We start from the raw sequence: 11,571 nt of genomic DNA on the forward strand, positions 1-11,571 counted from the left end.
CAGTCGCTCCAGGTCCTTGAACCGGTGTCCCTGAGCGGCGAACCGGCGGCACATCGTCTCCATCGCCTCGGGGATGCCGCCCGCGCTCTCGTCGACGTACGAGGTCAACGCGTCCCGATCCCGGGCGATGTGCTCGAACTCCCTGAGCAGGCGGGTCTTTCCGACGCCCGCGTTGCCGTGCACATGGAACAGGAAGCGGTGGCCCGCGTCTCCGGGCGGGATGTCGAAGTTCGCCCGGAGGGCCTCGCGTTCGGCGCTGCGGGCCACGAGTCCGGCGCGCCGGCGCCGCTGGACGATCTGCTGCATCGACAGCCGTGCCCGCACCACGCGTGCGTCCCCTCGTCCATGTCCGTCCGGCCCTCATGCTGGCTCACCGCGTACGGATAGCCGTCCTGGCAACGGGAATTGAACCGCCATGACCTCCACGACGCCACGCGGCGCGCTTCCCCTCGCCGCCACCCTCCTCACCGCCTCCGTCGCCCCCTACATGGCGCTGGTCGCGTTGGGGAACATCACGGACTTCGGGACGAACCAGGAGTTCGTGCGGCATGTCCTGGCCATGGACACCACGTTCAAGGACGACGACCTGATGTGGCGGGCGGTCACGAACGAGGGCGTGCAGGACGCCGCTTACGTCCTGATCGTCGTCTGGGAGACGGCCGCCGCGCTGGTGCTGGCCTACGGCACCTGGCTCTGGGCCCGCCACGACCACCCGGGCGCCCGCCGCTTCTCCACCTACGGCCTGCTGATGGTCATGCTCCTGTTCGGCGCCGGCTTCACGGCGATCGGCGGCGAGTGGTTCGCGATGTGGCAGTCGCAGGACTGGAACGGCCTGGACGCGGCCCTGCGCGTCTTCGTCCTCAGCGGCGTGGTTCTGCTGGTCGTCCACCTGCCGGGGACGCGGACGGTCGGTGAGGTCCCGCAGCCCTCCGATTGACTTCGGAATACGTTCCGAATACACCTGTCCGCGCAGGAGTCGAAGGAATTCGTGGCCGACCTCATCGACGCCACGTACGACGCGGCTCAACTGGATGTCCACGGCAACCTCCACCGCCTCGTCGTCGAGTGGCGTGCGACGGCGTGCGTCCTGGCCGATCCCGAGCTCACAGCACAGCTCACCCGTCGGCTGCCGGACGAGGACCACGGCGAGGTGTCGGCGCCGTGAGCCCCAAGCGCGGCGACGACGTCGCTCCGCCGCCGGTGGACGGCGAGTGGCGCCTGCGGTTCGCCACGAACGAGGCGGCTGAAAGGCTGGGGCGAACTGGGTGCGGAGGCGCCGGGAAACGCCCGCCGCTACTTCGAGGCTCTGCGCCGTGATCCGCTGTGCCGAGCGGATCCCGACCGTCGGCACCGGCTCCGCGGCAGACTGGCCCTGGGCCACCTCGGCGGTCAGGACCACCCGCAGTGGGAGTACGAGGTGACGGCAGGCGGCGCGTCCGTCACCTCGTCGACGAGGCGCGGCACACGGTTCACTTCGTCTGCGCGTCCACGCGCAGACGAAGGACACCGACTGGCCACACGTGCCGTGCGCCGGTGCGTGGCCCGCCCGGCTACCCGACCACCCGTACCGTCGTGCCCGTCGTGCCGAAGGTCCACAGGGCCCTGCCGTCGTTCTTGGTCACGCGGATTCCGCCGGTCTTCGCGTCCGGGGCGGCGGGCGGGGGTGAGGAGCCGTCGACCGCGTTGGAGAAGGCGACCGAGACGCCCGACTCGGCGGTGAAGTACATGATGTGCTCGACCTCCACCCCGTCGCTGCCGGTGGTGGCCTCCGTGCGGGTGCCGATCGCGTAGGTGCCGGGGTCCGGGGAGACCGTGCCCGGCCACACCGTGAAGGTCCTGCGGGCGGCGTCGCTGGCGTCGACCAGCCACACACGCTTCTGGTCGAGGGAGTAGACGATCCGGCGGCCGGTACCGGAGTCGGCCGGGACCGCCGCCGGCTTCTTCTTCTCCGGTTCGGCGGACGGCTTCGCGTCCGCCGTGGCCGACGCGCTCGGCCGGCTCGTGGCGGCGGTGGGCTTCGTCCCCTGGTCCGCCTGTACGGCCAGGAACCCCACCACGGCTATCGCCCCCGTGGTCAGCCCGGTCACCCAGGCCCACGAAGGAAGTCGGGCAGACACCGGTACGTATCTCCTCAGCTACGGGTCCCGAACGCGCGTCGGATCATCCTACCGCCGGCGTCGCCGGCGCCCCGCTCAGTCCAGGACCGGCAGCAGCTCCGGCAGGTGGCCGTCCGAGGTCTCCGCCGCGCGGCGGCGCTCCTCCGGGACCTCGCCGTAGAGGGTGGTACGGGGCCTGGCGGGGCGGCCCGCGGCCTCCGCGACCGCGATCAGGTCCTTGACCGACTTGTAGCTGCCGTAGGACGAGCCCGCCATCCGCGAGATGGTCTCCTCCATCAGCGTGCCGCCGAGGTCGTTCGCCCCCGAGCGGAGCATCTCCGCCGCGCCCTCCGCGCCCAGTTTGACCCAGCTCGTCTGGATGTTCGGGATGTGCGGGTGCAGCAGGAGGCGGGCCATCGCCGTGACCGCCCGGTTGTCGCGGACCGTCGGGCCCGGACGGGCGATGCCGGCCAGGTAGACGGGGGCGTTGGTGTGCACGAAGGGAAGGGTCACGAACTCCGTGAAGCCGCCGGTCCGCTGCTGGATGCCGGCCAGGGTGCGCAGATGCCCGAGCCAGTGCCGTGGCTGGTCGACATGGCCGTACATCATCGTCGAGGAGGACCGGATGCCCAGCTCGTGGGCGGTGGTGACCACCTCGGTCCAGGTCGCCGCCGGGAGTTTGCCCTTGGTGAGGATCCAGCGGACCTCGTCGTCGAGGATCTCCGCGGCCGTCCCCGGGATGGTGTCCAGGCCGGCCTCCTTCGCCGCCGTCAGCCACTCCCGGATCGACAGCCCGGTGCGGCTCGCGCCGTTCACCACCTCCATCGGGGAGAAGGCGTGCACATGCATGCCGGGGACGCGCTCCTTCACCGCCCGCGCGATGTCGAAGTAGGCGGTGCCCGGCAGGTCCGGGTGGATCCCGCCCTGCATGCAGACCTCCACCGCGCCCACGTCCCACGCCTGCTGCGCCCGGTCGGCGACCTGGTCCAGGGACAGGGTGTACGCGTCGGCGTCCGTACGGCGCTGGGCGAAGGCGCAGAAGCGGCAGCCGGTGTAACAGACGTTGGTGAAGTTGATGTTGCGGGTGACGATGTACGTCACGTCGTCGCCCACCACCGACGTGCGGACGTCGTCCGCCACCCGGCACAGCGCGTCCAGCGCCGGGCCGTCGGCGTGCAGCAGCGCGAGGGCCTCCGCGTCCGTGAGCCGGGTCGGGTCGTCGGCCGCCGTGCGCAGGGCCCCGCGCACGTCGGTGTCGATGCGCTCGGGAACCATTCCGGGGGCGGCGGCCTCACGCAGCGCGTCCCAGTCGCCGTACACCTCGTCGAAGTCGTCGCGGCGGTCGCCGGTGCGGCCCTCGGTGTCGATGGTGCGGTGCAGATCGGTGCGGCCGGCCGCGGTGAACGCCTCGTCCGGCTCCTGCCAGGGCAGCCCCCGCGGGGACGCGTCGGGGCGGGCCAGGCCCGTCTCCGGGTCGGCGAGCGCGGCGACGTGCGGGCGCAGCCGCGGGTCCAGCCAGGGCTCGCCGCGCCGTACGAACTCCGGGTAGACGCAGAGCCGTTCACGCAGTTCGAAACCGGCCGCCCGGGATGTCTCGGCCAGTTCCCCGATCCGCGGCCACGGCCGCTCGGGGTTGACGTGGTCGATGGTGAGCGGGGAGACGCCGCCCCAGTCGTCGATGCCGGCCGCGATCAGCCGCCCGTACTCGGCGTCGACCAGGTTCGGCGGGGCCTGGAGGCAGGCGGAGGGACCGAGGAGCAGCCGGGCGACGGCGACGGTGGCGGCCAGTTCGTCCAGTTCCGCGTCCGGCATGCCGCGCATCGCGGTGTCCGGCTTGGCGCGGAAGTTCTGGATGATCAGTTCCTGGATGCCGTGGTGGGCCCGGGAGACCTTCCGCAGCGCGAACAGCGATTCCGCGCGCTCCTCGTAGGTCTCGCCGATGCCGATGAGGATGCCGGAGGTGAAGGGGACCGAGGAGCGCCCCGCGTCCTCGAGGACCCTCAGCCGTACGGCGGGTTCCTTGTCCGGGGAGCCGTGGTGGGGGCCGCCCGGCTCGGACCACAGCCGGGTGGCGGTGGTCTCCAGCATCATGCCCATGGACGGGGCGACCGGCTTGAGCCGCTGGAAGTCCGTCCAGGTCATGACGCCGGGGTTGAGGTGCGGGAGGAGTCCCGTCTCCTCCAGGATGCGGATCGAGATGGCGCGCACGTAGGCGATCGTGTCGTCGTAGCCGTGCGCGTCGAGCCACTCGCGCGCCTCGGGCCAGCGGTCCTCGGGCTTGTCGCCGAGGGTGATGAGGGCTTCCTTGCAGCCGGCGGCGGCGCCCTTGCGGGCGATGTCCAGCACCTCGTCCGGCGACATGAACACCCCGTGCCCGGCCCGGCGCAGCTTGCCGGGCACGGTGACGAACGTGCAGTAGTGGCACGTGTCCCGGCACAGCCGGGTCAGCGGGACGAAGACGCTCTTCGAGTACGTGATGACGCCGGCCCGCCCGGCCGCCTCCAGCCCCGCGTCCCGTACCCGGGCGGCCGACGCCGAGAGGTCCTCCAGGTGCGCACCGCGCGCCTGGAGCAGGACCGCCGCCTCGGTGACATCCAGGGAGACGCCGTCCCGGGCACGTCTGAGGGCGCGGCGCAGGGAACTGTCGGTCGGGCCGCCCGTGCCGGAGGTCGCGGAAGTCGTCATTCTTTGAGCATACGTTCGGGGTGATCAGGACCCCTGCCGGTCCACCTCGTCCGCCGCGTCCACGTACGGCTGGTAGGCGTCCAGTGTCCGCAGCACCTCCGCCTCCCCCGCCGCCGGGAGCTGCACCACGGTCTCCTCGATGCCCAGTCCGGCGAAGTGGGCCAGCTTGCCGGCGCTGGGAACGACGGCGTACGGCACGACCTGCAGGGCCTGCGGGTCCCGGCCCGCGTCCGCCCAGGCGGTGCGCAGCAGCGGCAGCGACTCCGTCAGGCCCCGCCCGCCGATCGGCAGCCAGCCGTCGGCGTACTCGCAGATGTGCGTGAACAGTTTGGGTCCGGCCGCCCCGCCGACCAGCGTGCGCGGGCCGACCACCGGGCCGCGCGGCTTCCGCACCGGCTTGGGGTGCGCGAAGCTGGCCCGGACGCTACCGAACTCCCCTTCGTAAGCGGTCGGTTCCTCCGACCACAGGGCCCGCATCAGACCCATCCGGTCGCGCACCAGCTCGCGACGGGTACGCCACCGCACGCCGTGGTCGGCGGCCTCCTCGGCGTTCCAGCCGAAGCCGAGACCGAGCGTGAACCGGCCGCCGGAGAGGTGGTCGAGCGTGGCCACCTGCTTGGCCAGGTCGATCGGGTCGCGCTGGGCGGCGAGCGTGATGCCGGTGCCGAGTTCCAGCCGCTCGCTGACGGCGGCGGCCTGCCCGAGCGCGACGAACGGGTCGAGGGTGCGGCCGTACTCGCGCGGCAGCTCACCGCCCGCCGGGTACGGGCTGGTCCGCTCGACGGGGATGTGCGTGTGCTCCGGCAGGTACAGCCCGGCGAACCCGCGCTGCTCCAGCTCACGCGCGAGCCGGACCGGGGTGATCGTCTCGTCGGTGAGGAAGATGGTGACGGCGATACGCATGAGCGGCCTTGCCTTTCGTACGCGGACGACGGCTCCATGCATACCCCCGCGCGTCCCGCCTGTCCATACCGACCGGTCGGGTTCCGGCGCACGGCCCCCTTCCGCCCTGGGGTGGCCCCGGCGGCGAGATCGGCCGGAACCACCGGCCCGTTTCGCTCCGCCCGCCGGCAGGCTCCCGCACGATGACTTCCGCGACCCCGCACGCCGAACGCAAGTACCGGACGGCCGCCGCCATCCAGCGCCGGATCAACCCGGTCCTGCGCCGGCTGCCGTTCCAGACGGTGCTGGAGACCACGGGCCGGGTCTCCGGCCTGCCCCGTCGCACCCCGGTGGGCGGACGGCGGGTGGGTGACTCCTTCTGGCTGGTCCCGGAGTTCGGCGAGCGGTCGGGTTACGTCCGCAACATCAAGGCCGACCCCCGGGTGCGGGTGCGCCTCCGCGGCCGCCGGCACACCGGCACCGCCCATCTCCTGCCCGACGACGACCCCGCCGCCCGGCTGCGTCTCCTGCCCCGCCTCAACAGCGCCGCCGTACGGGCTTTCGGAGCCGGACTCCTCACCGTGCGCGTGGATCTGGACGGCTGAGGACGAAGATGTGTGGGCTCGGTGGTGGCCCGCCGGTCCCCATGTGATCGGTGTCTCCCGGAGCTGACGCGACCGCCTCGAGAAGGCAGACTGACGTAGTTGTTCAGGATGCATGAGGGGGACTGCATGGACGGTGTGCCGCGAGGACAGGAGCAGCCGCGTCCCGGCTCCTCGACAGAGCCCGTGACGCTGCGTTTCGGCGTGCTCGGCCCGGTGCGCGCGTGGCGCGACGACGAACCGGTCCCCACCGGAAGCCCTCAGCAACGCGCCCTGCTCGCGGCCCTGTTGCTGCACGAGGGCCGTACGGTCACGGCGGCCGAGCTGATCGACGCGCTGTGGGGCGAGGAGCCGCCCTCCCAGGCGCTGGCGGCGGTGCGTACGTACGCCTCCCGGCTGCGGAAGGTGCTGGACCCCGGGATCCTGGTCAGCGAGTCCGGCGGGTACGCGGTGCGCGGGCTCGGCGAGGGGGCGCTGGACCTGGCGACGGCGCAGGAGCTGGCGACCCGGGCGGAGAAGTCCAGCGGCGCCGGGAAGCTGAGCCGCGCCCGCGAGGCGCTCGACCGGGCCCTGGCCCTGTGGGACGGCGAGACGCTGGCCGGGGTGCCCGGCCCCTACGCGCAGGCCCAGCGGGTCCGCCTGGAGGAGTGGCGGCTGCAACTCCTCGAGTCACGACTGGACATGGACCTGGCACAGGGCTGCCACGCCGCGGCGGTCTCGGAGTTGACGGCGCTCACGGCCGCCCACCCCCTCCGTGAACGCCTGCGCGAGCTGCTGATGCTGGCGCTGTACCGCAGCGGCCGCCAGGCGGAGGCGCTCGCCGTGTACGCGGACACGCGCCGTCTGCTCGCCGACGAGCTCGGCGTCGACCCGCGCCCCGGCCTCCAGGAGCTCCAGCGCCGCATCCTCCGCGCCGACCCGCACCTGGCGGAGCCCTCCGCCCCCGTGACGGAACCGGTGGCGGCCCCCGTCCGGCCGGCCCAGCTTCCGGCGACCGTCCCGGACTTCACCGGACGCGCGTCCTTCGTGCGGGAGCTGGGCGGGGTACTGGCCTCGGCGTCCGGCTCCGGGGGACGGGTGATGGCCGTCTCCGCACTGGCCGGCATCGGCGGCGTCGGCAAGACGACCCTCGCGGTCCACGTGGCCCACCAGGCCCGAACCGCCTTCCCCGACGGCCAGTTGTACGTCGACCTCCAGGGCGCCGGCGCGCGTGCCGCGGAACCGGAGACAGTCCTGGGCTCCTTCCTGCGCGCCCTCGGCACCGCGGACTCGGCGATCCCGGACTCCCTGGAGGAGCGGGCCGCGCTGTACCGCTCCCTGCTGGACGGACGCAGGATCCTGCTCGTGCTGGACAACGCGCGCGACGCGGCCCAGGTGCGGCCCCTGCTGCCCGGCACGGCGGGCTGCGCGGCCCTGGTGACCTCCCGCGTCCGGATGGTGGACCTGGCCGGCGCGCACCTGGTCGACCTGGACGTGATGTCGCCGGAGGAGGCGCTGGCGCTCTTCACGAGGATCGTGGGCGAGGAGCGGGTCGCGTCGGAGCGCCAGGCGGCGCTGGACGTGGTGGCGGCCTGCGGCTTCCTGCCGCTGGCGATCAGGATCGCGGCGTCCCGGCTCGCGGCCCGCCGCACCTGGACGGTCTCGGTCCTGGCGGCCAAGCTCGCCGACGAACGCCGCCGCCTGGACGAACTCCAGGCGGGCGACCTCGCGGTGAAGGCGACGTTCGAGCTGGGCTACGGACAACTGGAACCCTCCCAGGCCCGCGCCTTCCGCCTGCTGGGCCTGGCGGACGGCCCGGACATCTCGCTCGCGGCGGCGGCGGCGGTGCTGGACCTCCCTCCGCAGGACACCGAGGACCTGCTGGAGTCCCTGGTCGACACCTCGCTGCTGGAGTCGGCGGCTCCGGGCCGCTACCGCTTCCACGACCTCGTACGGCTCTACGCGCGTGCCTGCGCGGAACGTGACGAACAGCCGCCGAGCGAGCGGGAGTCGGCGCTGTCGCGGCTGCTGGACTTCTACCTGGCGACGGCGGCGGGGGTGTACGCGATCGAGCGGCCGGGCGACCGGCTGGTGGACGACCTCGAACCCACCGGGTATCCGGGCCTGGCCTTCACCGACGGGTCCGCCGCCCTGGACTGGCTGTACACCGAGTCGGCGAACCTGCTCGCCTGTGTGCGGCAGACCGCGGGCTCCGTCAGGCTGCGCGGCGGCATCGACCTCCTGTGGGCCTCACGCGACCTGGCCGAGTCGGGCACCAACTCCCGTCAGTACGAGGTCACCGCCGTCGCCGTCCGCCAGGCCGCGCGGGACGCCGGTGACGCGCGCGCGGAGGGCCGGGCCCGCAACACCCTCACCGGGGTCCTGCTGGTGTCCGGACGTATCGAGGAGGCCGAGCACGAGGCGCGCGCCGCCATGGAGCGGGCCGCTTCCGCCGGCGACCCGACCGCGGCGAGCTGGGCCGCGCAGGACCGGGGACTCATCGCCCTCCACCAGCACCGGTACGCGGACGGCAAGGCCTTCTTCGACCAGGCGATAGAGGGGTTCCGGGCGGCCGGCAACGGCCTCTGCGAAGCGACCGCGTTGTGCAACCTCTCCCGGGCCCACATGGGCATGGGCAACACCGGCAAGGCGGTCGAGTTCGCCCAGCACGGGCTGTCCCGGCACATCGCGGTGGGCAGCACGATGCGCCTCGCCAACGGGCATTACGCCCTGGGTGTCGCTCAGGCCGCGGCCGGCCGGCACACGGAGGCGCTCGGCCAGTTCTCCAGGGCACTGACCATCTTCACGGAGCACCGCCAGCGTCTCTGGGAGGGAACCACGCAGTTCAGGATCGCCGAGGCGCACCGGGCCGACCGCCGTCCGGCTCAGGCGGCCCGGCACGCGGAACAGGCGCTGGCACTGGGCTGCATCGGCGGTGACCGTATGCGCGGCAACGTCCTGACGCTGCTGGGTCAGGCCCTGGCGGAGCTGGGCCAGGCCGACCGGGCGAGGGCGTGCTGGCGCGAGGCGCTCGGGCTCTACGAGGCCAACGGCGCCCCCGAGGCCCTCTCGGTCCGGTCGCTGCTCGCCCCGGCGGCCACGGCCTGAACCCGGCGGCTGCGCACCGGGGTCGACGGCGTTCAGCGTTCGTTTATCGCCGCCGGGCACAATCGTCCGTGTCACGCCGTCGCGTCGGGGGGCAGGCGGGTGACCAGGAGCCCCAGTGGTTACTGTGCGGCTCCAGGCGCCCTCCCGGCAGTGCTCGGGGGAGCTTCCGGGCGGGCGCCTCGCACTTGTCACGACAGAAGGGGAGCAACTCGATGGCCGACAGCATGAGGGACTCGGACGCCAAGCCGCTGGACAACAACATGCCCAGCCCTCCGGCGTCGGACGGGACCGCGACCACGCAGGACAGCAACATGCCCGGCGAGCCCGCCGAGGGCACCATCACGACGATGGACAACAACATGCCGGCTCCGCCCGCCCTGGACCTGGACCGGGACGGCAAGTAGACCAGTTCCGCAGGGGATTCGGCCGCGGCGGCGCGGAGGGGGAGCCGCCGCGGCCGACGCGTGTCCGGGACGGCTCCCCCGTACGGCGGCCGGGCACCCGGGTGTTGACGGACGGTGACATGCCCGTGACAGGCATCTCGCTGGCCTGAGGGCCATGCGGCAACGGGGGAACACACTCAGGCTCACGGCCGTCTCGGCACTCGTCGTCCTCACCCTCACCGGCTTCTCGGCCGGCCGGGGCCACGGCGGCAGCAGCGGCGACGGAGGAGGAGGAGGAGGAGGAGGAGGCTGCAGCAGTTCGTCCCAGAACCACGACTCGTCATCCGGTTCCGGCGGAGGATCACACCGGGACCACGGCGATGACGACCACGACGGCACGGGTGGCAGCGGCGGCGACGCCGGCAGCACGCCCCCGCCCCTCAGGGACGCCGTCGTGGACCTGCTGACCTGCGCCTCGCAGAAGACCGGGTACGCCACGGTCGAGGTCACCAACCGCAACACGGTCACCGGCACCTTCACCGTCACGGTGGCCTTCGAGGACGACGACGGCACCCGGCTCGTCTCCCGTACCCAGGACGTCACCGTCCTGGCGGGCGAGACGGCGACCGCCCGGGTCCGCGTGGGCGAGGGGACGTACGTCACCCGGGTCGCCGGCTGCGACCCGGACCCGTACGCCCCGGCGGCTCTCTGACGCGCCGGCCCGCACCCGACGGCCCGGCCTACGTCGTGCGGGCCGTTCCCGTCCCCTTCTCCGCGTCCAGCGCGTACACACAGCGGTCCTTGCTGCACGCGTAGACCACGCCGTCCCGGACCACCGGGGAACCGGTGATCTCGCCGCCGGTCGCCAGCTTCCACCTCAGGCGGCCGTCGTCGGCCTTCAGGGTGTACAGCAGGTGGTCACTGGAACCGAAGTGGATACGGCCCTCGGCGACCGCGGGGGCGCCCACGATCTCGCCGCCCGACTGGAAGCGCCACTGGGGCGTGCCGGTGACCGCGTCCAGGGTGTAGAGGCCCTTGCCGCTGCCCACGTGGACGTGGCCGGCGGCGACCAGGACCGGTTCGACGGAGGCGCGGGACTCGGTGGCGATGCGCCAGCGGTCACGGCCGTCGGTGGCGTCGAGGGCGTAGACCGTACCGAGGTAGTCGGCGAGGTAGACGCCGCCGCCGGTCACGGCCGGACCGGGGACGAAGGCGGGCGGGCAGAGGAAGACCGCCGGGGCCTCGAAGTGCCAGCGGACGTGGCCGCCGGTGACGTCGATGGCGAGGACGCGGGTTCCGGCGCAGACGTAGACGTGCCCGTCGGGGCCGTGGGTGAGGCGGACCGGGACCCCGCCGCAGGAGGCCGCGTCACCGATGGGGTACGACCAGCGCTCGTCGCCGGTGCGGGCGTCGAGGGCGCGCAGGCGGGCGTCCTGCCAGAGGTAGACGGTGCCGTCGTGGACGGAGGGACCGGCCTCCGGGGACTCGAAGTCGGTCTGGCAGCCGGTGATCTCCCACAGCTTCTGACCGGTGGCCGCCTCCCGGGCCTGGACACCGCCGCCGCGCGTGCCGGTGACGACGGTGCCGCGGTCGGCCTTCAGGGAGTACACCCAGGCGTCCGTGGACAGCCGCCACAGGTCTCCGCCGTCGCGGGCGTCGAGGGCGAACAGGGTGGGGCCGTCGGAGGCGTGGATACGGCCGTCGGCGACCGCCATCGACCAGGCGACGTCGCGGGTCTTGAAGCGGCGCCGGCCGGTGGCCACGTCGAGGGCGTGCACCTCGAAGGAGGTGACGTAGACGAGGTCGCCGTCGACGGCGACCTCGTCTACGTCACCT

At 73.1% G+C, this 11,571-nt stretch carries 11 protein-coding genes; 6 read left to right on the forward strand and 5 right to left on the reverse strand.

Going from position 1 to position 11,571, the window contains the following annotated elements:
* Nucleotides 1-306, reverse strand: a 306-nt coding sequence (locus tag B9S61_RS06135; protein ID WP_146064730.1) for an ATP-binding protein, incomplete at its 3' end; no start/stop codon positions are given.
* 109 nt (nt 307-415) lie between these two features.
* On the opposite strand from B9S61_RS06135, the gene B9S61_RS06140 reads away from it, so the two are divergent.
* Both B9S61_RS06140 and B9S61_RS06145 read left to right on the forward strand, forming a co-directional pair.
* Nucleotides 416-937, forward strand: a complete 522-nt coding sequence (locus tag B9S61_RS06140; RefSeq protein WP_103541274.1) for a DUF2165 domain-containing protein — start codon at nt 416-418, stop codon at nt 935-937.
* Between the two features lie 51 nt (nt 938-988).
* Nucleotides 989-1,165, forward strand: a complete 177-nt coding sequence (locus B9S61_RS06145) for a hypothetical protein (protein ID WP_258039567.1) — start codon at nt 989-991, stop codon at nt 1,163-1,165.
* 385 nt (nt 1,166-1,550) lie between these two features.
* On the opposite strand, the gene B9S61_RS06155 is transcribed toward B9S61_RS06145, so the two are convergent.
* The 3 genes from B9S61_RS06155 to B9S61_RS06165 form a co-directional block, all read right to left on the reverse strand.
* Entirely contained in the window at nt 1,551-2,117 is a 567-nt protein-coding gene (locus B9S61_RS06155) for a hypothetical protein (RefSeq protein ID WP_103541275.1), read from the reverse strand.
* Nucleotides 2,118-2,192: 75 nt separating this feature from the next.
* Nucleotides 2,193-4,781: a bifunctional FO biosynthesis protein CofGH gene (locus tag B9S61_RS06160; RefSeq protein WP_103541276.1), complete on the reverse strand. Its 2,589-nt coding sequence runs from the start codon at nt 4,779-4,781 to the stop codon at nt 2,193-2,195.
* A gap of 24 nt (nt 4,782-4,805) precedes the next feature.
* A complete protein-coding gene (locus B9S61_RS06165; RefSeq protein ID WP_103541277.1) occupies nt 4,806-5,684 on the reverse strand; it encodes a TIGR03619 family F420-dependent LLM class oxidoreductase in 879 nt (292 codons plus the stop codon).
* Between the two features lie 182 nt (nt 5,685-5,866).
* On the opposite strand from B9S61_RS06165, the gene B9S61_RS06170 reads away from it, so the two are divergent.
* From B9S61_RS06170 to B9S61_RS06185, 4 genes are all read left to right on the forward strand, one after another.
* The gene (locus B9S61_RS06170; RefSeq protein WP_103541278.1) at nt 5,867-6,268 is read left to right on the forward strand and encodes a nitroreductase/quinone reductase family protein; all 402 of its coding nucleotides are present in this window, start codon (nt 5,867-5,869) and stop codon (nt 6,266-6,268) included.
* Between the two features lie 126 nt (nt 6,269-6,394).
* The gene (locus B9S61_RS06175) at nt 6,395-9,352 is read left to right on the forward strand and encodes a BTAD domain-containing putative transcriptional regulator (protein ID WP_103541279.1); all 2,958 of its coding nucleotides are present in this window, start codon (nt 6,395-6,397) and stop codon (nt 9,350-9,352) included.
* A gap of 212 nt (nt 9,353-9,564) precedes the next feature.
* Nucleotides 9,565-9,756 (forward strand): hypothetical protein, encoded by a 192-nt coding sequence (locus B9S61_RS06180; protein ID WP_103541280.1) that lies wholly within the window; start codon nt 9,565-9,567, stop codon nt 9,754-9,756.
* A 154-nt stretch (nt 9,757-9,910) separates the two neighbouring features.
* Nucleotides 9,911-10,447, forward strand: coding sequence for a hypothetical protein (locus tag B9S61_RS06185; RefSeq protein WP_103541281.1), 537 nt, complete (start codon nt 9,911-9,913; stop codon nt 10,445-10,447).
* A 28-nt stretch (nt 10,448-10,475) separates the two neighbouring features.
* Here the strand turns inward: B9S61_RS06185 and B9S61_RS06190 are convergent.
* On the reverse strand, nt 10,476-11,571 hold a 1,096-nt coding region (locus tag B9S61_RS06190; protein ID WP_103541282.1), incomplete at its 5' end, for a PQQ-binding-like beta-propeller repeat protein.

Source organism: Streptomyces sp. SM1, from assembly GCF_002910825.1.
GTDB classification, from domain to species: Bacteria; Actinomycetota; Actinomycetes; order Streptomycetales; family Streptomycetaceae; genus Streptomyces; species Streptomyces okerensis.

Bases quoted from the DNA above. Each gene is read 5' to 3' on its own strand.
- B9S61_RS06140 (WP_103541274.1), top strand. From the start codon at position 416: ATGACCTCCACGACGCCACGCGGCGCGCTTCCCCTCGCCGCCACCCTC.
- B9S61_RS06160 (WP_103541276.1), bottom strand. From the start codon at position 4,781: ATGACGACTTCCGCGACCTCCGGCACGGGCGGCCCGACCGACAGTTCC.
- B9S61_RS06165 (WP_103541277.1), bottom strand. From the start codon at position 5,684: ATGCGTATCGCCGTCACCATCTTCCTCACCGACGAGACGATCACCCCG.
- B9S61_RS06170 (WP_103541278.1), top strand. From the start codon at position 5,867: ATGACTTCCGCGACCCCGCACGCCGAACGCAAGTACCGGACGGCCGCC.
- B9S61_RS06175 (WP_103541279.1), top strand. From the start codon at position 6,395: ATGGACGGTGTGCCGCGAGGACAGGAGCAGCCGCGTCCCGGCTCCTCG.
- B9S61_RS06180 (WP_103541280.1), top strand. From the start codon at position 9,565: ATGGCCGACAGCATGAGGGACTCGGACGCCAAGCCGCTGGACAACAAC.
- B9S61_RS06185 (WP_103541281.1), top strand. From the start codon at position 9,911: ATGCGGCAACGGGGGAACACACTCAGGCTCACGGCCGTCTCGGCACTC.